Origin of the sequence: Paraburkholderia sp. J76 (assembly GCF_905220295.1) — a bacterium.
Classification (GTDB): domain Bacteria; phylum Pseudomonadota; class Gammaproteobacteria; order Burkholderiales; family Burkholderiaceae; genus Paraburkholderia.
In genome coordinates, this window is sequence record NZ_CAJMZJ010000002.1 from 286742 (window position 1) to 307515 (window position 20774).

Genomic DNA, 20774 nt, shown 5'->3' on the forward strand with positions numbered 1-20774 from the left:
GTTATGCGCGCCGTGATAAGCGCAGTTACTCGATTTCCGCACTGGCCTGCATGGCCAACTGGCCCTCGGGACCGCGTGCCCATAAATGCGCCGCGCGGCCTTCGAGCCTCCCATTAACCGTGAACGGCGCGATGTCGAACAAGGGGTAAACGGCCTTGAATTCGAAGCTGCGGATAGTCTTTTCCGGATGCGCCCGACGCAGCGTTTCCATTAGCAACGTGGCGATCAGCGGCCCATGCACCACGAGGCCCGGATAGCCCTCTTCTCGCATGGCATAGGGACGATCGTAGTGGATGCGGTGGCCGTTGAAGGTCAGCGCGGAATAACGCATCAGCAGCACGGGGTCGGGCGTAACGGTGTGGCCGAACGCTTCGCCGGTGGGGGCGGCTGTGGGCTGGGCCGCAGCGGCGCCGGGAGCCGGCGCGTCGCGGTAGACGATATCCTGCTCTTCGCGAATGGCGATGCCGCTCACGTTGCTGATTTCGTGGAGCACGGTCACGAACACCAGTTGACCGCTGCGCCCGGACTTGCTCTGAACGCTTTTGATCGTGGAGACTCGCCGTATCGGCTCGCCCACGTTCAGGGGGTGTAGAAACTGCAGCCGCCCTCCGGCCCACATACGCCGTGGCAGCGCGATGGGCGGCAGAAAGCCGCCGCGCTTCGGATGGCCGTCCGCGCCGATGCCGGACTGGCGCTCGCCTGGCAGAAAATACAGCCAATGCCATAGCGGCGGCAGCTCGGACGGCGACACACCGGCATCGATCGCGTCCAGCGTAGCCTGCATGAGGCGCACGGGTGCCTCGGTCACGCGGTCCGCGCTTTCCGCGTGGCGGCCCACCCAGGCCTCGAAGGAATCGGGGCTTTCAAGACTCGTATGCATCGCGCCCTACCAGAAGAATCAGATTGATGCCCGCGTCGGGCGTTACAGTGCCTTGACCAGTTCGGGTACGGCTGTGAACAGATCGGCTTCGAGGCCATAGTCGGCCACGCTGAAGATCGGCGCCTCGGCATCCTTGTTGATCGCCACGATCACCTTCGAATCCTTCATGCCCGCCAGGTGCTGAATCGCACCCGAGATGCCGCAGGCGATGTACAACTGCGGCGCCACGATCTTGCCTGTCTGGCCCACCTGCAGGTCGTTCGGCGCGTAGCCCGCGTCCACGGCCGCGCGCGATGCGCCAATCGCCGCACCGAGCTTGTCGGCAAGCGGCGTGATGATTTCCTGGAACTTGTCTTCGCTGCCGAGCGCGCGGCCGCCGGAAACGATGATTTTGGCCGCCGTCAGTTCGGGTCGGTCGCTCTTCGTCACTTCGCGGCTCACGAAGCGGGTCTTGCCGGTATCGGCCACAGCCGCCGCGGTTTCGATCTGGGCGCTGCCGCCGGTGGCCGGTGCCGCATCGAAGCCCGTGGTACGCACGGTGACGACCTTGATGGCATCGCCCGATTGCACAGTGGCGATGGCGTTGCCCGCGTAGATCGGGCGCTCGAAGGTATCGCTGCTCACTACGCGGGTAACGTCGCTGATCTGCGCCATATCGAGTTTCGCCGCCACACGCGGCGCGACGTTCTTGCCGCCGGCGGTGGCCGGGAACAGGATATGGCTGTAGTTGCCGGCGCTGCTGGCCACAACCGCCAGCACCTGCGCCGCAAGGTTTTCGGCGATACCGTCCTTCAACGATGCGCCGTCGGCGTGGACGACCCTGGCCACGCCAGCAATCTGCGCGGCCGCCCGAGCAGCGGCTTCGGCGCCTTCACCGGCCACCAGCACATGGATGTCGCCGCCACAGGCTGCGGCTGCTGTAACCGTGTTCAGGGTGGCGCTCTTGATGGAGGCGTTGTCGTGTTCTGCAATTACGAGTGTGGTCATTTCCATCGGCTCCTTAAATCACTTTGGCTTCGTTTTTGAGCTTGTCGACAAGCGCGGCCACATCGGCTACTTTGACGCCTGCCTTGCGACCTGCGGGCTCGGTTGTCCTGAGCGTCTTCAGGCGAGGCGCCACGTCGACACCGAGGTCCGCGGGCTTGACGGTGTCCAGCGGCTTCTTCTTCGCCTTCATGATGTTGGGCAGCGTCACGTAGCGCGGCTCGTTCAGGCGCAGATCGGTGGTAACGACTGCAGGCGTGGAAAGCGACAACGTTTCGAGGCCGCCGTCTACTTCGCGGGTCACATCGACCCGGTCGCCGGCGACTTCAACCTTCGAAGCAAAGGTCGCCTGCGACAGGTCGGCCAACGCCGCAAGCATTTGGCCGGTCTGGTTGGCGTCGTCGTCGATGGCTTGCTTGCCGAGGATGATGAGGCCGGGCTGCTCCTTATCCACAAGGGCCTTCAGAATCTTTGCAACGGCCAGCGGTTGCAGTTCGACATCGGTTTCGACCAGAATGCCGCGGTCCGCGCCGATAGCCATGGCCGTGCGCAGGGTTTCCTGGCAGTGCGCCACACCGGCGGAAACGGCGATGACTTCCGTGGCCACACCCTTTTCCTTCAGGCGCACAGCTTCTTCGACGGCGATTTCATCGAAGGGGTTCATGCTCATTTTGACGTTGCCGATGTCCACACCAGTGCCATCACCCTTGACGCGGACTTTGACGTTGTAGTCCACCACGCGCTTGACGGGTACGAGAATCTTCATTGCTCAGTATTCCTTTTCAGTGTTAGTAGGAACGCGGAAGCTGCAGCACGTGTTCGGCCACATGTCCCAGAATCATGTTCGTGGAGATGGGCGCGACCTGGTACAGGCGCGTTTCGCGGAACTTGCGCTCCACGTCGTATTCGCAGGCAAAGCCAAAGCCGCCATGTGTCTGCAGGCAGGCGTTGGCAGCTTCCCAGCTCGCCTTGGCGGCGAGGTACTTGGCCATATTCGCTTCCACGCCCGCGCTCTGGCGCGTATCGATCTTCTCGCAGGCACGCCAGCGCATCAGGTTGGCCGCTTCGAGTTCGATAAAGCATTCGGCCAGCGGGAACTGGATGCCCTGGTTCTGGCCGATGGGGCGGCCGAACACCTTGCGCTCGCTCGCATAGTCGCGCGCCTTTTCGAGGAACCAGTAGCCGTCGCCGATGCACTCGGCGGCGATCAGCGTGCGCTCGGCATTCAGACCGTCGAAGATCACTTTCAGGCCCTTGCCTTCGGTGCCCAGCAGTGCATCTTCGGGCAACTCCAGGTTGTCGAAAAACAGCTCGTTGGTCTCGTGATTGACCATGTTGAGAATGGGTCGCACCGTGAGGCCGTTGCCGATGGCCTTGTCCAACTCGACGATGAAGCACGAAAGGCCGTCGCTCTTCTTCTGCACCTGGTCGATCGGTGTGGTGCGCGCTAGCAGGATCAGCAGGTCGCTGTGCTGCACGCGAGAGATCCACACCTTCTGGCCGTTGACGACCCAGCGGCCGTCCTTTTTCACTGCCGTGGTCTTGAGCCTGGTGGTGTCGCTGCCCGTAGTGGGCTCGGTCACGCCCATGGATTGCACACGCAACTCGCCCGCAGCGATACGAGGCAGATAACGCTGCTTCTGTTGTTCGGTACCACTAAAGACGATGGTGTTCATCACATACATCTGGCCGTGGCAGGCGCCCGAGTTACCGCCCGAACGATTGATCTCTTCCATGATGACCGAGGCCTCGGCCATCGAAAGCCCCGGGCCGCCATAGTCCTGCGGGATCAACGCGGCGAGCCAGCCGGCCTTGGTGAGTGCGTTGACGAAAGCCTCGGGGTAGCCGCGCTCCTCGTCGATCTGGCGGTGGTAGTCGGACGGAAACTGGCCGCACAGAGCACGTACCGCGTCGCGGATCTCCTGGTACTGGTCGGGGGCAGAAAAAATGGAAGCGCTCATGAAGGAAGTCTCGTTAGTTGCCTGCGTGATTCCATAGTAATATTTGATGGATAGAGAGAAAAATAGAATTCTTTGATTGATGCATCAGTTTTCGGTATCGAGGTATCTGCGATGGATCTCAAGCAACTCCGCGCCTTTGTCACCGTGGCCGAGACCGGCAACGTCACGCGTGCCTCCAGCCTGCTGAACCTCGTTCAGCCCGCCGTGTCCCGCCAGTTGCGCCTGCTCGAAGAGGACATGGGCACGGAACTGTTCGACCGCAGCCGTCACGGCATGCAGCTCACGCCTTCTGGCAAGACCATGCTCGAATACGCGCACCGCATCCTCAATGAGGTGGCGCGCGCCAAGGCCGAGATCCAGCCCACCGAAGGACCGGTCGCGGGAATCGTGAGCATCGGGCTCCTGGCCAGCACGTCGGATCTGCTTGCCACGCTGCTGGCTGGCGAGGTGGCCAGGCGCTACCCGCATATTCGGCTGCGGCTGACCATCGGCTACGCGGGGCATCTGCAGAACTGGCTCGAAGCAGGGGACGTAGACGCCGCCCTGCTCTATGGCCAGAAGGAAACGCCCGCGCTGCATGTCAAGGCACTGATCGAGGAGAGTCTATGGGCGGTAGCCGCGCCATCGGTGGGGTTGTCGCACAAGCGAGCGCTCGCGCTCTCGCGCGTCGCGCGCGAACCGTTCGTTCTGCCCGCCGCCCCACAGGGCCTGCGCGCCATGATCGAACACGCCGCGGCCGAGGCCGGCGTGACGCTGCGCGTCTTTGCCGAAACCAATTCGCTCAGCGTGCAGAAAGAACTGGTCGCACAAGGCCATGGCTGGACGATTCTTCCCGCCGTAGGCGTCACGCACGAGGTCGAACAGGGGCTCCTCAGTGCGGCACCGCTAACGTCTCCTGGGCTGCGGCGCACCATCGTGCTGGCCGCGCCCACCAGCCGGCAAGCCACGGCGCCGGTACGCTGTGTAGTCGGTGCGCTACTGGACTGCGTCAGGAGTACGTTCGAACAGGGCCGCTGGCCCGATGCGCGCTGGCTGGGATAGAGACGCTCCGACTCCATACGAAATCCTAAACAATTTCCCGCAGCCGCAGATCGGCAATGACTTGCGGGTCGAGCCCGATACCGGCCAGGATTTCGTCGGTATGCTCGCCGGCAAGCGGCGCACGCGTATGGATCTCCGGCGGCGTGCGTGACAGCGACACGGGCGTAGCAAAAATCGGTACCTTCTTTGGTGCACCTGGGTAGTCAATCCAGTGAATCAGGTTGGCGGCCTTGATGGTCTCGTCGTGCAACGCCTGGCGCGGCGAGTTGACGGGAGCGGCGGGAATGCGCGCCTCCTCCAGTTGCGCCAAAGCCTCGGCCTGCGACAGGTTCCGGCACCACGCCGACATGACGTCGCTCAGAAACTCGCCGTTCTCGCCGCGCAGCCTGTCGTCGGCGAAGCGCGGATCGTCGACCAGTTCGGGGCGCCCCACGAGTCGCGTCCAGCGCTTGAACATGGGGCGGCCGATTACCTGCGTGATGAACCAGCCGTCGTTGGCCTTGAAGATATCGGAAGGGGCATAGCTGGGCGCGCGGTTCAGCATCGCCGCGCGGTCGAGGCCCAGCAGCGCTTCCTCGATAAGCGCGCCGCTGGCCATGTTCAGTCCTGTACACAGCAGCGATGCGCTGACCTCCTGACCCACGCCGCTGCGCTGCCGCTCGTAGAGTGCGAGCATGGTGCCCAGTGCGCAGGAAAAGGCCGTGGCGAAATCCACCACGGGCACCATGGCTTTTTGCGGTTGTTCCGGTGTACCGGCGATGTGCACGGCTCCACTCAACGCCTGGCCCACCCCATCGAAGCCCAGCCGGTCGCGCACGGCCTCGCTGTTGCCGAAAGCGTTGGAGGCCACGAGAATGATGTCGGGCTTGATGCTGCACAGGCTCTCATAATCGAGCCCCAGACTTTTGAGCGTACGTGGCGGCATGTTGGCGATCACCACGTCGGCTTCGGCAACCAGCTTGCGCACGATCTCGCGCCCTTCTGGGCTGTCCAGGTCCAGCGTCATCGAACGCTTGTTGCGGTTGACCTGCAGAAAGAGCGCGCCCTCGCCCTGCTCCGTCACGGGCACGATGAAGCGGTCTTCGCCGCCGCCCACGCGGTCTACACGGATCACCTCGGCGCCATAGTCCGCCAGCAGCGCCGAGCAGAATGGACCTGCGATGAAGCGGCCGAAATCGAGGACCTTTATACCTTCAAGCACTTTCATTTTTTTCTCGCATGAGAATCGATCGAACGCGTTGTCACTGACCGATCACGTTGAATTCCGATTGCAACTCATAGGCCATCGCCAGCAGGCGCGGCCCCAGTTCGCGCTCCAGGCGCGCGCGCGTCATGGCATGGCTGCCGCCGATGCACACCAGCACGAAGGGTGCATTGCCTTCCAGCAGCACGGAAGCGGCAAGGATTCCTAAATCCGGCTCCCATTCGCCGATGGCGGTGCAATACCCCTTCTCGCCAACCTGCGCCATGCCTTCCAGGACTCGGCGGCGCAGCCGGCCCCAATCGCGCGACATGCGCCGCTCGACGTTCTCGAGCAGATAGGTGCGCTCCAGATCAGGCAAAGCCGCGAGCAGCGACCAGCCCATCGGCGAGAGCGCGATCCCTACCCGCATACCCACGCGCAGCGGCAGCGTCACGGGCGATTCGAGGCTACGGCGACATTCGAGCACAACGAGGTCGAGCCGGTCGCGCACCGCGAGGCACACGTGCAACTTGTGCTGGCGCGCAAAGATCGCCATGCGCTCGCCCGCCAGACCCTGAATGGCCGAATGGGCGATGGCTGCGTAGCCGAGGCCCAGCACGGCCGCGGAAAGCCGGTATTTGCGTTGCACCCCGTCGTACAGCAGATAGCCGAGATGCACTAGCGAGCGTGCGATGCGCGACACCGTGGACGGCGGCAGCCCTGTGCGCTGCGCGAGTTCGCCGTTGCCGAGCCAGCGCTCCTCGGGCGCAAAGGCCGAAATCAGCGCTAGCGCACGCACCAACGGGGTAACCATCGTTGCCCCCGGCTCAGGCCGCAGCGAAGCGGCGAGCCGCCCTGCAGCCCGCTCCGGCGGCTCGGGATGGACAGCAGCAAGCGAGCGGGCGGTGGTCATGACAAGGGGCGCGTCAGGCAGCGGGCGCGACAGCGCGCACTTCGTCAAGCGCGGCAGGATTGTCCAGCGACGACAGATCGCCCGGCGGCAAGCCGCAGTACACGCTGCGGATCACCCGGCGCATGATCTTGGAGCTGCGCGTCCTGGGCAACTGCTCGACCACGTGCACATTGCCAGGCCTGAAGGGACGCCCCAGTCGCTTGTCCACATGGCCGGACACGGCGGCCGCCAGATCGGCGCCCTCCACCGTCGATCCGGGCCTGGGCACCACGAAGACCACGAGCTTCTGCCCCTTCTCGGCATCGGCCACGCCGATCGCAGCGGCTTCGGCCACGTCGTGCAGTTCAAGTACCACTTCCTCGACCTCGGCCGGCCCCAGCCGCTTGCCGGCGACCTTAAGCGTGTCGTCGGAGCGTCCCATCATGAAGTAGTCACCCTCGGGCGTGCGCAACGCCAGGTCGCCATGTACCCAGATGCCGGGAATGGTCTGCCAGTAGGTTTCCAGGTAGCGCTCGTCGTCGCGCCAGAACGATTGCGTCATGCCCACGAAGGGCGCGCGAATCGCCAGCTCGCCGATTTCGCCGGTCACGCTGTTGCCCGCAGGATCCACCACGTCCGCCGCCACGCCCGGCGAGACGGTGTTGAAGCCGCTGGGCGGAATCGGTCGGATCGGCACGCTGGCCAGCAGCGCGCCCGAAGCCTCGGTGCCGCCCGTGTAGTTGATAACTGGCGCCGTACCGTCACCGAAGCGCTGCAGAAACCAGTTGAAGTGCTCGGGCGCAATGCCCTCGCCCGCCGTGATGAGCAGACGCACGGTGGAGCGGTCGCCCGCGAGCGCCAGTTCTTCGTGGCTCGCCATGCCGCGAATCAGCGTGGGCGCGGACCCGAAGTGCGTGACCTTGTGGCGCTCCACCACCCGGGACATGCGCGACCAGTCGGGGTAGTCGGGCGCGCCGTCGTAGCACACGAGCGTCGCGCCGCGCAGCAGCGCGCAGCCCAGCACCAGGGTGCCCGCGATCCAGCCCATGTCCGCGGGCCAGCAGTACACGTCGCCGGGATGCACGTCGAAGTGGATCAACGAGTCGTGCGCGATCTTGATCGGGAAGCTGCCGTGCGTGTGCACGACACCCTTGGGCTTGCCCGTGGTCCCCGAGGTGTAGATCACCATGAAGGGCGTGTCGGGCGTAGCGGACACGGGCGCCGTGCCCTGGCCGCGGGCCATGGTAGCGGTTTCCTGCCAGTCCAGGTCGCGCACATCCTGCGCGGCTTCGCCTTCGGCGCGCTTCCAGATCACGTGTTCGACGAGCGGCAACTGGCGCCACGCGTCGCGCAGCGCGCCCTCCACATCGACGCGCTTCGTGCGGCGCGAAAAGCCCGTGGAAGCGATAACCATGCGTGCCTCGGCGGCCGACAGACGGGCCACGATGGCATCGACCCCGAAGCCGCTGAAGAGCGGCACGACCAGCGCGCCCAGATGCACGATGGCCAGCAGCGAAATGGTGGCCTCGACGCCGTTTTCCATCAGCAGGCCGATGCGGTCTCCCTGCTTGAGGCCGCGCTGCGCGAGACCCGCCGCGAAATCGCGCACACGCGCTTCCAGCTCCGCATAGGTCAGTGCGCTTACGCTGCCGTCCTCGCGCTCTGCTACCACGGCCTTTTGCTGTGCGGTGGCCGGATTACGGGCCCACGCATAGATGGTGTTGACCCAGTTGAGTCTGCCGCCGGGGAACCAGCTGGGAAACTGCGGGCCGCGCGACAGGTCCGCGTAGCCCGTGGGCGGCTCGTCCCAGGCAATGGCGCATTCGCGCATCACGGTATTCCAGTAGCGCTCGGGTTCGTCTATCGACACGCGCATCAGCTCTTCATACGACGCCACATCCAGCGCGCGCATCAGCTTCACGATGCCGGCGCTCTGTAGTTCACGCTGGCCGGGCCGCCACACCTGGTTTAACTCAGGATTGCTCATTATCTGTCTCCGGTCTTCCATGTCTTATGCGGCGCGTTCGAAAATCATGGCGATGCCCTGGCCGCCGCCGATGCACATTGTCTCCAGACCATAGCGGACCTTGCGACGCTGCATCTCGTGCAACAGCGTGCTCATGATGCGCACGCCCGTGGCACCCACCGGGTGGCCGAGCGAGATACCCGAGCCGTTGACGTTGAGCCTGTCTTCCAGCGCTTCCATGGAACTGCCCCACCCCTCGACGCATGCCAGCGCCTGACAGGCGAAGGCTTCGTTGAGTTCGATCAGGTCCATCTGGTCGAACTTCAGGCCCGTGCGCGCCAGCAGCTTCTGCACGGCTGGCACGGGACCGATGCCCATGCGCGCCGGATCGCAGCCTGCGGCGGCCCAGCCGACGACCCAGCCCATCGGCGTGAGGCCCAGCTCTTCGACCTTGTCCTCGGCCACGATCAGGCAGGCCGCGGCGGCGTCGTTCTGCTGGCAGGCATTGCCTGCCGTGACCACGCCATCCTTCACGATTGACCTGAGTTTTGCCAGACTCTCGGCCGTCGTTTCGCCGCGTACCCCCTCGTCCTTGCTCACGAGCACCGGGTCGCCCTTGCGCTGTGGCACGGAAACCGAAACGATTTCTGCGTCCAGCCGGCCCGCCTCTTGCGCCGCGGCGGCGCGCTGGTGGCTGCGCGCGGCAAAGCGGTCGGACGCCTCCCGCGTGATGCCATACTCGCGCGCCAGTGTCTCAGCGGTTTCAATCATGCCGCTGATGCGGCCAAAGCGCGCCTCGGGCTGTGAGCGCTCACGGCCTCGGTCCAGACGGTCGTGCATCTTCACGGTGCCCGCGCGTTTGCCCCAGCGCATATCAGTGGTGTAGTACTCGACGTTGCTCATGCTTTCCACGCCGCCCGCCAAAACAACGTCGGCCGCGCCGGTCTGCACCATCATGGCTGCCGTGGCGAGCGCCTGCACGCCGCCGCCGCAGCGCCGGTCGAGCTGCATGCCCGCGACCTCGATCGGAAAGCCTGCCTGCAGCGCCACCCAGCGGCCTGTGCAAGGCGTTTCACCACTCGCGTAGCTTTGGGCGAAGACCACGTCGTCGATACGCGCCGGGTCGAGCCCCGTGCGCTCCATGATGGCGCGCGCCACAGTGGCGCCCAGCTCTTCGACGGGAACCCCTTTCAACACCCCGCCGAATGCCCCCACCGGTGTGCGAAGCGGCGAGACGATGGCTGCTCGTTTCATTTTGAATGCCTCTTGAACTTCATGAATAGTCCGCCGCCGCCATCGCCTGTCTGTCACGCGCTGGCAGCGATCACCTATGATTCCGCCCTGGAATCAGCCGTAGCGCCCGCCCGTCACATGGAGGACTTCACCGCTGATGAAGCCGGCGCGCTCGCTGGCCAGGAACGCGACGGCATCGGCGATGTCCTCAGGACGCCCCACGCGCTTGACGGGCTGTGCATTCACGGCGCGCTCCTTGATGGCTTCGTAAGTTGGCAGTGCCTGCACCATTTCGGTTTCCATGAAGCCCGGCGCCACGCAGTTCGCAGTAATACCGTAGCGGCCCTCCTCCATGGAAAGCGCCTTCGCCATGCCGATCAAGCCCGCCTTCGCGGCCGAATAGTTGGCCTGCGTGGGATTGCCGAAGTGGGCGCGCGAGCTTATGTTGATGAGCCGGCCCCAGCCGTGGTCGATAAAATGCGGCATGACAGCCTTGGCCGCCAGGAAGGCGCCCTTGAGCATCACGGTGATGACGAAGTCCCAATCGTCCTCGCTCATCTTCACGAGGTACTTGTCGCGCGGCGCACCGGCATTGTTCACGAGAATGTGCACGCCGCCGAAGTGGGCCACGGTCTCATCGACGAGGCGCTGCACGTCCGCGGCTTTGGTTATGTCGCCCACCACACAGTGCGCGGCCAGCCCCTCATCCTGCATCGTCATAGCAGTAGCTTGCGCCAGTTCGGCGTTGATATCCGTGATGACGACTTTGGCGCCCTCTTGCGCGAGCCGGCGTGCCGTAGCGGCTCCCAGGCCGCGTGCCGAGCCGGTGACGATGGCAACCTTGCCGGTCAAACCCAAATCCATTTTCTACTCCTGATAAATTGAAGTTCAGGTCAGATCGACCCGCGCATTATTCAGAACCACCACGCCGCGCTCCATCGCCGTAGTGCGCAACGACACCGTGCTGCCGCGCACCCACATCTCAGTGCGCAATGTGTCGCCGGGCCAGGCCGGCGCCGTGAAGCGCACGCGCATGCCCGTGAAGTGGGTGTTGTCGTAAGCCAGCACCGTGCGCAGCACGGCGTGCGCTGCCACGCCCATCAGGGCCATGCCGTGCAGAATGGGACACGAAAATCCCGCCGCGGCCGCAACGGCCGGATCGGCATGCAAGGGGTTGAGGTCGCCGCTCAGCCGGTAGATCAGCGCCAGTTGCGCAGGCGTTGTCAGATCGCACACGAAGTCGGGCTCGCCCTCGGGCACAGCGTGAGGTGCGGGCGGCGCGCCAGCGCTCCCCCCTTCGCCAAAGCCGCCGTCGCCGCGTAACAGGCTCAGTTGCGTCACCGTGGCCAGCAACTGACCCGTTTCGGCATCGGTGATCTCCCGCGTTTGCTGCAGGAAGGCGCCCTTGCCCTCCCCTTTGTCCCATAGGCCGGTGATGCGGGTCGCGCCCTTTACGTGGCCGCTAGCGGGCAACAGCGTATGGATACGAATCTCCTGCTCGGCATGCAAGAGTTTTTGCCACGTGATGCCCGTATCTGGTTCGCGTGCCCAGAAGCCGGGGTACGCCAGCACGTTCGCCATGGTCGGCATGGCACGCAGCAATTGACTGTCCGTCCCCTCATAGACATAGCGCAATTGCCCCGCATCGAGCGGGTCGCTTCCCAGGCCGAGGCCAAGGGCGTAAAGCTGCGTATCGCGCTGAGAAAACGCGTGGTCGATGACTGGAAATGGACGTGCCAGCAGTTCAAAGGGATTGATGGGCATGGCGGGCATGAGGCTGTGATGACTAGCCCACACGATGAAACCAGCCTTGCCCCCGGTCAACGGATTTGCGTAGCCTGTTCCGTACCTTGGCAGGAACTGCTTCATCGGAATTATCGGTGTGTGCCTATGCCTGTCGGCGAGCGCCAACGGCATCCAGATAAACGGAATTCCATTTTCCGGAACGCGCGAAGCAAATCCGTTGCTTCACGCCTCGGGCTGACGCAGCATGGGCCATCTTCATCGACTGATTGACACGCTGACATGATTCGCGACCAGGAAACGCTCAACGGATTACTCGACTCCATCTCCCGCTTCGTGCGCGAACGCCTCGTGCCTAACGAGGAGCTGGTCGCAGATACCGACGAAATCCCCGACGACATTGTGGCCGACATGAAGGCCATGGGCTTGTTCGGCCTCACGATTCCCGAGCGCTTCGGGGGGCTCGAGTTGACCATGGAAGAAGAGGTGCTGGCCGTCTTCGAGTTGTGCCGCGCCTCGCCCGTATTCCGCTCCCTGCTGGGGACCACGGTGGGCATCGGCTCGCAGGGCATTCTGTTCGACGGCACCCCCGAGCAGCAGGAAAAGTACCTGCCGCGGCTCGCAACGGGCGAGCTGATCGCTTCGTTCGCGCTGACTGAGCCCGGGTCCGGCTCCGACGCCGCCTCGCTGCTCACTACAGCCGTCAGGGACGGCGACGACTATGTGGTCAACGGCACCAAGCGCTTCATCACCAATGCGCCGCATGCCGGCATCTTCACGTTGATGGCGCGTACCAATCAGGACGACAAGGGTTCGGGCGGCATCTCGGCATTCATCGTCGATGCCAAGACGCCTGGCATCAGTTTCGGCAAGCGCGACAAGAAGATGGGACAAAAAGGCGCCCACACTTGCGATGTGATCTTCGATAACGTGCGTGTACCCGCCGCCAACCTCATCGGCGGCAGAGAAGGCCAGGGCTTCAAGACTGCGATGAAGGTGTTGGACAAGGGCCGCATTCACATCGCTGCCGTCTGCGTCGCCGTGGCCGAGCGCATGCTCTCCATGGCCCTTTCCTACGCCATGGAGCGCAAACAGTTCGGCGCGCCCATCGCCGACTTCCAGCTCGTGCAGGCCATGCTGGCCGACAGCAAGGCAGAGATCTACGCGGCCCGCAGCATGGTGCTGGACGCCGCGCGCCGGCGCGACGCCAAACAGCCCGTAAGCACCGAGGCTTCGTGCGCCAAGCTGTTCGCTTCGGAAATGTGCGGACGTGTGGCCGACCGCGCGGTGCAAATCTTCGGCGGCGCGGGCTACATGGCCGAGTACGGTATCGAGCGCTTCTACCGCGATGTGCGCCTGTTCCGCATTTACGAGGGCACGACGCAGATCCAGCAGATTGTCATTGCCCGCAACATGATCCGCGAGGCACAGTAGCCCGCCGCGTGAAACCGTTGATCATCGGGCCCTTACAGCGGTCACGGCCCGGCGTCCAGCCAGGAAGGCGTAAACCCCAATCGACATGGATCGGCGCTCGAATTCTAATGATCGTTAGTTTGGTGAACGTGTTTCGTCGAGACGCCCCATGTATCGTTCGTACTCCCCCGACGCCAGTGCATTGCCCAAAGCGGGGGCTGTCAAACACGGCCCGGTGGTGACACCCTTTGCTCGCGCCCTTGCCATTCTTTCCGCGTTCACAGCCGACGATCGCTGGCTCTGCAACAGAGACCTCTCCGAGCGCGCGCGCATCCCGGCATCGACCGTGACACGCCTCACGCGCACCCTTGTCGCATTAGGGTATCTGTGTTGTGACAGCGGCAAACGGCGCTTTCGCCTTGGCCCTTCGGCGCTGGCGCTGGGCTACCGCGCAGCGGCCGACATCGAAATCCACGACGCCGCGCATCAGCGCATGCATCTCTTTGCCGAGCGCCATCACGTGCACGTTCATCTCTGTACCCGAAACCGGCTGGACGTGGTCGTCATCGACAGTTGCTGCACCAGCACAATCCCCGCCTCGCTGCAGCCTGCGATTGGGACTCGACTGGGTCTCGCATCGTCCGCCGCCGGTTGGGCGCTGCTGGCCGGCCTGCCCGAAGCCGAGCGCGACTATCTGCTTAGAAATGCTGAACGTATGCCATCCTGTGACTGGAGCGAGAAGTGGGGACACCTGGGCCGCCGCCCCAGCGAGGCCATCGGGCAAGTGCGAGAGGGCGGATTCTGTGTGGCGCTCGGGCAATCGGGCCAACCCATGACCATAGTGGCCGCCCCGGTGCCGTTGCCCGGAGAGGCGCCCCTGGCCGTAAGCTGTATGGGGCCGGCCATGCTCGTCGGCCGTGCGCGCAGCGAGCGTGAACTGGGGCCGGCGCTGGTGCGCATGGCGCAGGAAATCCAGCATTCGAGGACGCTGTCATGAACCTGTCTGGAGATCCTGCATCCGATAATGCGACGCTGATGACCGTGGAGCGCGGACTGGAGGTCTTGCGCGCGTTCCGGTCGAATCGTGCGCCGCTGACCAACGCGGAACTCGTGCGGCGCACCGGACTCTCCAAAGCCACGGTCTCGCGTTTGACCTCCACCCTGATACAGGCGGGTTTCCTGCGGCTCGTCCCCGGCAAGCGTGAATTCGAGCTCTCCATCGGTGCGCTCGGGATAGGTCACGCTTACCTGGCGACCAACGACCTGCTGCAAGCGGCGCAGCCCCTCCTGCAGAACCTGGCCGACCGTCTCGATGTTTCGGTCGCCCTGAGCATCCAGGACGGCATCGACATGCTCTACGTCGATTACCGTGTCAGCCGCAAGGTTGCCACGCTGCGGCTCGGCATCGGTTCCGTGCTGCCGATGAGCACCACTTCCATCGGGAGAGCTTATCTTTGGGGATTGCCCGATGAAGAACAGCGGCGCTTGATCGAAGAACACAAGCGTCGTGCGGGACCGCAAGGCGAGGCACTGGAGCACTCCATTCGCGCCTCTTTCGACGAACTCGAAGCCACCGGCACCTGCGCGGTGCTGGGCGGCTTCCAGCGCAGCACCTTTGGCGTGGCACTGCCTGTGCGCCTTGGCCGCGAGGGCACGCTCATGAGCATGAGTTGCGGCAAAGCGGACGTCGATTTTGATCTGCAGGCCGAGCGCGAGCGCATCGCGCCTGCGCTCAAGGAAGCGGCCGCGCGCCTGCAAGTGGAGTTGGCAGATTGCGCGAGCGGTCTCTAGCGGTTATCGGAGATGCCGCTTCGCAGAGCGGCTGAACCTCAGTCCCCGCCAGTCCCGACAAAACCATGCACGCCCGCCTCCAGCGACGGCGACCGCGTGCGATAGCAGTGCTGCATCCAGCGCTCATAGCGCAGTCCATCGGAGAGGGGCAACTCCATCGAGCGTCGCGCCAACTGCTTCATGGAGGCGAGCGCCAGCGCATCGGCCTGGGCGATTTCCCCCGCCAGTTCCAGCGTGGCAGTCTCCAGTTGCAGGGCAGGCACGGCCTGCACGGCGAGGCCCATTTCCACCGCCTCGCGGCCGGTCATGCGCCTGCCCGTGACGAGGTAGTACAGCGCGCGCTGCAGGCCCAGCCTGCGCGGCAGCCGCTGCGAGCTGCCGCCGCTCGGCAGCAGGTTACGGCGAATGTGCTCGTCGCCCATCTGTGCCGCTTCATCGGCGATGATCAGATCGCAGGCCAGCGCCAGTTCGAAGCCCCCCGCCAGGGCGAAGCCGTTGACGCTGGCCAGGACAATCTGCGGAGCGGCCTCGAGGCGCTCGTAGGTGTCCTGCATCAGGTCCTGGTGACGCATATGGGCGCAGCGGTCCGCCAGCACGCCGCTCGCGAGCCACTTGAGGTCGTTGCCCGCGCAGAAAGCACGCCCACGGCCGCTGATCACGAGCACTTTGACCTCGCTGCCCGCCGCCACGCAGTCGCGCACCGCGTCGTTGAGGGCCTGCAAGGTGTGCCCGTCGAGCGCATTCATCCGCTCCGGGCGATTCAGCGTGAGGCGGCGCACGCGCGGCGCTGGTTGGTCGATCAGCAATGTCATGGCGCTCCCCTCCTCGTTTGTCTGCCTGCAACCGTCAGGCGAAGCGCGCCAGATCGTCTACGCCGGCACGCGTGGTACGGAACTGGTTGACGGGATGCTCGACCTCGGCGTAGCCAAACGAGATGCCGCAGATCATGTGCTGCGTATCGGGAATGCCGAAATACTCGCGCACGAAATGCGCGTGGCGGGAAAGCGCCCCCTGCGGCGTGGTGGCCACGCCGTGGGCGTAGGCCGCGAGCAGGAAAGAGGCAATGAAGCCGCCCGCATCGACGAGCGCATAGGGTCCCAGTTCCGCCGGCACCGAGACGATGGCGACGTGCGGCGCATCGAACATGCGGAAGTTGCGCAACGCCTGCTGCGTGCTGCGCTCGGTGTCCTTCGGGCCGATGCCAAGCGACGAATACAGGGCAATGCCTGCGCCGCGCCGACGCTCGCCGTACACGCCCTCATAGCTTGGCGGAAACGGCAGATCGGACTCGTTTTCCCGGTGGCTGCGCGCGCGCTCCATCAGCGCCTCGCGGAAACGCTCCGTGCTCTCCAGCGTTTCGGTGATGACCAGTTGCCACGGCTGTACGTTGCACCAGGAAGCCGAGCGGCCTGCCATGGAGACGATGCTTCGGATCAATCCCGCATCCAGTGCCTTGTTTTGGTAGGCGCGGCAGGTGGAGCGGCCGTTGGTCAGGCGATCGAGCGCGGCAAGATCAGGTGTTTGCGATGTCATTTCAGAGGAATCCTTACTTATTCTTCAATCCTTGCCCGACGGATATTTGTGCCCGCGGCCTCAGATGAAGGTGCCCTGAGCGCGCCAGGCCTCGATGCGCTCCTCGGGCAGCCAGCCTTGCAGCGCGGCAATGGCGTTGTCGGTGCTAAGTGCGGCGGGCGGTTCGGGCATCGCGGCGGGCGTGCGCGAAAAGCGCGGACCGGGAGCGGGATGCGACACGCCGTCGAGATCGATAAACGTGCCGCGCGCCTCGAGATGCGGGTGGCGTGGCGCCTCGTCGAAGTCGAGCACTGGCGCGAGGCACACGTCGAGTTCGCCGAGTTGCCGCGCCCATTCGTCGCGCGTGCGCTCCTTGAATTTGGCGGCCAGCACCTGCTTGGCCTCGGGCCAATGCATACGGTCCATCTGCTTTTGCAGCAGCGGGTGGTCCTTCAACTCGAGCTTTTCGAGCAGCAGCCCGAAAAACTTGCTCTCGATGGGAGCGACGCTGACGTACTTGCCGTCTGCGCAGGCATAGACTTCGTAGAACGGCGCGCCGGTGTCGAGCAGATTGGTGCCGCGCTCCTTGCTGAGCATACCCGCCGCATGCAGGCCCAAGGTGACCGTCATGATGGAGGCCACGCCGTCCACCATGGCGGCGTCCACCACCTGGCCGTAGCCGCTGCCGCGTGCTTCCAGAATGCCCGCGAGCAGGCCGAAAGCGAGGTATAGCGAGCCGCCTGCGTAGTCGCCCAGAACATTGAGCGGCGGTGTGGGCGCCTGCCCTGCGCGGCCCATAGCATGGAGGGCGCCGGTGATGGCGATGTAGTTCAGATCGTGCCCGGCCACTTGGGCGAGCGGCCCGTCCTGTCCCCAGCCGGTCACCCGGCCATAAACGAGACGCGGGTTGTGCGCGAGGCACACATCGGGCCCGAGGCCCAGACGCTCCATCACGCCAGGGCGAAACCCTTCGATCAACGCGTCGGCCTCTCCGATCAGCTCCATCACCATTTCGACGGCGGCCGGATCTTTCAGGTCCACGCGGACGGACTTGCGATTTCGCAGCCCCAGATCGAATTGCACCGGCCTCGGCGCGCCGAGGCCCGAGGGCTCCTTGCGGTCGACACGGATTACGGTCGCGCCGAGATCGGCCAGAAACATCGCGGCCAGCGGCCCGGGGCCGATGCCCGCGATCTCGACGACCTTGATGCCCGCGAGCGGGCCGCGGCGGGAGGGTGCGGTGGACATGATCAGATCACTCCCTCGTCACGCAGCCGCTGCAACCGCTCGTCCGGCAGCTTGAGCAGGCTGCGGTAGATCTCGTCGTTGGAGGCACCCAGTTCCTGTGCGGGCTGGTCGAACTGCACTGGCGTCTTCGAAAACTTGATCGGCAGCCCCATGCCCATGGCGTCGACGTCAGCGAGTCCAGCGTGTTCCAGCTTCACCACGGCGCCGCGCGCCTGCAGCACCGGGTCCTTGAGGACATCGAGCGGCGAACGAACAGGCGCGGCAGGCACGCCACGCTTTTCCTGCAGTTCGCAGATGACCTCTTCCGTGCTGCGTTGCCGCGTCCATTCCTCGATGATGGCGTTGATCTGCGCCGCGTGCTTCATGCGCGGGCCGCGCGTGGCATAGCGCGCATCGCTGGCCATCTCCGGCCGGCCGACCGCTTCCATCAGGTTGCGGAACCAGTCGGGCTGGAACGCCACCATGGCCACGTAGCCGTCGCGCGTGGCGTACACGCCGAACGGCACGAGGCGATCCTGGAAGTTGCCCGAGCGCTTCGGATATCCGTGCCCGAGGAAAACGTCAAAATGCTCCTCTGCCACCATCGAGGAAAGGCAGTCGAGCATGGACACCTGCACCAGTTGCCCCTCGCCCGTCTTGCCGCGATGGATTAGCGCGGCAAGGATGCCGTTGACGGCGTACAGCGGCGCGATCAGGTCGGCCATCGGAAGGCCCGAGCGCGTGGGCGGGCCGTCGGCGAAACCGGTCACGTCCATGATGCCCGACAGCGCCTGTACGATGATGTCCATGCCCTTGAGATTGGGGTACGGACTGGGTTCCCCAAACGCCTTGATCGAGGCATAGACGATCTTCGGGTTGGCGCGGCGCACGCTCTCGTAGTCCACGCCGAGGCGCGCCGTAGCACCCTCGCTGGCGTTTTCGATGACCACGTCGCACTCCTTGGCGAGTTCCATGAACAGCGCCAGGCCTTGCTCCGACTTCAGATCGAGCGTAATGCTCTTCTTGTTGCGTGCGCGATTGAGAATCGTCAGCGATACTTCGTCCTCGCGCTTGACGCCGAAGTGCACGCCCTCCTTGCCGACATAGGGCGGGTTGTTGCGCGCGATATCGCCGCCGCCGGGCGATTCGACCCGAATGACTTCGGCGCCCAGACCGCCCAGCAACAGCGACCCGTAGGGTCCGGCGAGCGCCACGGTCAAATCGAGAACCCGAATGCCTTCCAGGGGTCTTGTAGCCGACATGCCTGTCTCCTGAATCTTCTCTGCCTCAATATGACTTCGGCAAGCCAAGCTTGCGCTCGGCGATGTTCGACAGAATGAGCTGTGGAGTGACCGGCGCGATGTAGCCGATCCAGGCCTCGCGCATGAACCGCTCCACGTGATACTCCTTCGCGTAGCCGAAGCCGCCGTGCGTGAGAATCGACGTCTGGCAGGCATTCATACAGGCCTCGGATGCCAGCAGTTTCGCCGCGTTGGCTTCGGAACCGCAAGGCAGCCCCTTGTCGTACAGATCCGCTGCCGCGAAGATCATATGATTGGCCGCCTCCAGCTCCGCCCAATTGCGCGCCAGCGGGTGCTGAACGCCCTGATTCTGGCCGATCTGACGACCGAACACCACACGCTCCTTCGCATATTGCGTGGCCAGCTTGAGCACGGCGCGGCCGATACCGACCTGCTCGACTGCGACCAGCACGCGCTCTGCGTTCATGCCGTGGAAGATGTAGCTCAGGCCCTTGCCTTCCTCGCCGATCAGCGCGTCCTTCGACACCGGCAGGTTATCGATGAAAAGCTCGTTGGTATCGACGGCGGCGCGGCCCAGCTTGTCGATCTCACGAATGTCGACGTAGTCGCGGTCGAGCTTCGTGTAGAACAGGCTCAAGCCCTCGCTATGCTTCTTGACCTCCTCGATCGGCGTGGTGCGCGCGAGGATCAGCATGTGGTCGGCGACCTGCGCGGTCGAGATGAATACCTTCTTTCCCGAAATGAGGTAGTTGCCGTCGGCCTGTTTCTTCGCCACCACCTTGAGCTTGGTGGTATCGAGCCCCGTGTCCGGCTCGGTGACCGCGAAGCACGCCTTATGCTCGCCGCGCGCAAAGGGCGGAAGCCACGCCTTCTTCTGTGCGTCCGAGCCGAAATGCACGACCGGCTGCAAACCGAAGATGTTCATGTGGATGGTGGACGCGGCCGCCTGTCCGCCGCACTCGGCAACTGTACGCATGAAAAGCGCCGCCTCAGTCACGCCCAGGTTCGCGCCGCCCACATCCTCGGGCATGCAGATGCCGAGCCAGCCGCCGCTGGCAACGGCTTCGAAGAACTCGTGCGGGAACGCGTGGTTCTTGTCCTTGTTGCGCCAGTATTCGAGCGGAAAGTCCGCACAGATTTTTTCCGCTGCATCAACGATGGCATGTTGATCGGCGCTCAGTTGGTAGTCCATGGCTTCGCTCTTCCTGCAAATAGGTAATCAGGCCGCCTCGGCGGGACGCAGCATCATCAGGCCGGTGCGAACCGCGGTGCACACGATCTCGTCGCGCTGGTTCTTCGCAACGTGCCGGAAAGTGACGATGCCCGAATCCTTGCGGCTCTTCGAGAGACGCGTCTCGAGAATCTCGGTCTCGACACGGATGGTGTCGCCGTGGAACGTGGGCTTGGGGAAGGCGATTTCGCCGAAACCCAGGTTGCCGAGCGTGGTGCCCAGCGTGGTTTCATACACGGTGATGCCGGCCACCAGCGCGAGCAGGAACATACTGTTCACGAGGCGCTGGCCGTAGAACGTGTTCTTGCTGTACTCGGCGTCGATATGCAGCGGCGCGCAGTTATAGGTCATGGCCGAGAACAGGACGTTGTCGGTCTCGGTCACGGTGCGGCGGATGGCATGCTCGATCACCATGCCGGGCTTGAATTCTTCGAAGTAAAGGCCTGCCATTTGTC

General features: G+C 64.4%; 20 protein-coding genes. 4 read left to right on the forward strand and 16 right to left on the reverse strand.

The window, feature by feature from the left end; all coding sequences use genetic code 11:
- Nucleotides 1-25: 25 nt before the first annotated feature.
- The 4 genes from U5768_RS04810 to U5768_RS04825 are packed head-to-tail and all read right to left on the reverse strand — an operon-like array spanning nt 26 to nt 3825.
- Entirely contained in the window at nt 26-880 is an 855-nt protein-coding gene (locus U5768_RS04810; protein WP_322029234.1) for an FAS1-like dehydratase domain-containing protein, read from the reverse strand.
- A gap of 42 nt (nt 881-922) precedes the next feature.
- Nucleotides 923-1867, reverse strand: a complete 945-nt coding sequence (locus U5768_RS04815) for an electron transfer flavoprotein subunit alpha/FixB family protein (RefSeq protein WP_322029235.1) — start codon at nt 1865-1867, stop codon at nt 923-925.
- A gap of 13 nt (nt 1868-1880) precedes the next feature.
- Nucleotides 1881-2630 carry an electron transfer flavoprotein subunit beta/FixA family protein gene (locus U5768_RS04820; protein ID WP_322029236.1) on the reverse strand — a complete coding sequence of 250 codons (750 nt, stop codon included), beginning with the start codon at nt 2628-2630 and terminating at the stop codon, nt 1881-1883.
- A gap of 22 nt (nt 2631-2652) precedes the next feature.
- Nucleotides 2653-3825 (reverse strand): acyl-CoA dehydrogenase family protein, encoded by a 1173-nt coding sequence (locus tag U5768_RS04825; protein ID WP_322029237.1) that lies wholly within the window; start codon nt 3823-3825, stop codon nt 2653-2655.
- Between the two features lie 111 nt (nt 3826-3936).
- Between U5768_RS04825 and U5768_RS04830 the strand changes: the two genes are divergently transcribed.
- Entirely contained in the window at nt 3937-4866 is a 930-nt protein-coding gene (locus U5768_RS04830) for a LysR substrate-binding domain-containing protein (RefSeq protein ID WP_322029238.1), read from the forward strand.
- Between the two features lie 25 nt (nt 4867-4891).
- Here the strand turns inward: U5768_RS04830 and U5768_RS04835 are convergent, their stop codons facing one another.
- The 6 genes from U5768_RS04835 to U5768_RS04860 all read right to left on the reverse strand — a co-directional run bounded on the left by U5768_RS04835 (nt 4892) and on the right by U5768_RS04860 (nt 11904).
- Nucleotides 4892-6073 carry a CoA transferase gene (locus U5768_RS04835; RefSeq protein ID WP_322029239.1) on the reverse strand — a complete coding sequence of 394 codons (1182 nt, stop codon included), beginning with the start codon at nt 6071-6073 and terminating at the stop codon, nt 4892-4894.
- A gap of 34 nt (nt 6074-6107) precedes the next feature.
- Nucleotides 6108-6962 carry an IclR family transcriptional regulator gene (locus tag U5768_RS04840; RefSeq protein WP_322029240.1) on the reverse strand — a complete coding sequence of 285 codons (855 nt, stop codon included), beginning with the start codon at nt 6960-6962 and terminating at the stop codon, nt 6108-6110.
- A 13-nt stretch (nt 6963-6975) separates the two neighbouring features.
- Nucleotides 6976-8928 (reverse strand): AMP-binding protein, encoded by a 1953-nt coding sequence (locus tag U5768_RS04845; protein WP_415913851.1) that lies wholly within the window; start codon nt 8926-8928, stop codon nt 6976-6978.
- Nucleotides 8929-8952: 24 nt separating this feature from the next.
- Nucleotides 8953-10161: an acetyl-CoA C-acetyltransferase gene (locus tag U5768_RS04850; protein WP_322029241.1), complete on the reverse strand. Its 1209-nt coding sequence runs from the start codon at nt 10159-10161 to the stop codon at nt 8953-8955.
- 93 nt (nt 10162-10254) lie between these two features.
- A complete protein-coding gene (locus tag U5768_RS04855; protein ID WP_322029242.1) occupies nt 10255-11004 on the reverse strand; it encodes a 3-oxoacyl-ACP reductase FabG in 750 nt (249 codons plus the stop codon).
- A 24-nt stretch (nt 11005-11028) separates the two neighbouring features.
- A complete protein-coding gene (locus U5768_RS04860; RefSeq protein WP_322029581.1) occupies nt 11029-11904 on the reverse strand; it encodes a MaoC/PaaZ C-terminal domain-containing protein in 876 nt (291 codons plus the stop codon).
- A 261-nt stretch (nt 11905-12165) separates the two neighbouring features.
- Here U5768_RS04860 and U5768_RS04865 point away from each other — a divergent pair, with 261 nt between their 5' ends.
- The 3 genes from U5768_RS04865 (at nt 12166) to U5768_RS04875 (ending at nt 15087) form a co-directional block, all read left to right on the forward strand.
- A complete protein-coding gene (locus U5768_RS04865; RefSeq protein WP_322029243.1) occupies nt 12166-13317 on the forward strand; it encodes an acyl-CoA dehydrogenase family protein in 1152 nt (383 codons plus the stop codon).
- A gap of 148 nt (nt 13318-13465) precedes the next feature.
- Complete coding sequence (locus U5768_RS04870) at nt 13466-14293, forward strand: IclR family transcriptional regulator (protein ID WP_322029244.1); 828 nt, start codon at nt 13466-13468, stop codon at nt 14291-14293.
- On the forward strand, nt 14290-15087 hold the full coding sequence (locus U5768_RS04875) for an IclR family transcriptional regulator (protein ID WP_322029245.1): 798 nt from the start codon (nt 14290-14292) through the stop codon (nt 15085-15087). Before U5768_RS04870 ends, U5768_RS04875 begins: the two co-directional genes overlap by 4 nt.
- Nucleotides 15088-15125: 38 nt before the next feature.
- Here U5768_RS04875 and U5768_RS04880 read toward each other — a convergent pair whose 3' ends face one another.
- From U5768_RS04880 to U5768_RS04905, 6 genes are read right to left on the reverse strand one after another with little or no spacing between them, the layout of a single operon-like run.
- Nucleotides 15126-15899: an enoyl-CoA hydratase/isomerase family protein gene (locus U5768_RS04880; protein WP_322029246.1), complete on the reverse strand. Its 774-nt coding sequence runs from the start codon at nt 15897-15899 to the stop codon at nt 15126-15128.
- Between the two features lie 34 nt (nt 15900-15933).
- The gene (locus U5768_RS04885; RefSeq protein ID WP_322029247.1) at nt 15934-16620 is read right to left on the reverse strand and encodes a nitroreductase family protein; all 687 of its coding nucleotides are present in this window, start codon (nt 16618-16620) and stop codon (nt 15934-15936) included.
- A gap of 60 nt (nt 16621-16680) precedes the next feature.
- Complete coding sequence (locus U5768_RS04890; RefSeq protein WP_322029248.1) at nt 16681-17847, reverse strand: CaiB/BaiF CoA-transferase family protein; 1167 nt, start codon at nt 17845-17847, stop codon at nt 16681-16683.
- Between the two features lie 2 nt (nt 17848-17849).
- Entirely contained in the window at nt 17850-19088 is a 1239-nt protein-coding gene (locus U5768_RS04895) for a CaiB/BaiF CoA-transferase family protein (protein ID WP_322029249.1), read from the reverse strand.
- 25 nt (nt 19089-19113) lie between these two features.
- The gene (locus tag U5768_RS04900) at nt 19114-20280 is read right to left on the reverse strand and encodes an acyl-CoA dehydrogenase family protein (RefSeq protein WP_322029250.1); all 1167 of its coding nucleotides are present in this window, start codon (nt 20278-20280) and stop codon (nt 19114-19116) included.
- Nucleotides 20281-20307: 27 nt separating this feature from the next.
- Entirely contained in the window at nt 20308-20769 is a 462-nt protein-coding gene (locus U5768_RS04905; protein ID WP_133197169.1) for a MaoC family dehydratase, read from the reverse strand.
- Between the last annotated feature and the right edge of the window lie 5 nt (nt 20770-20774).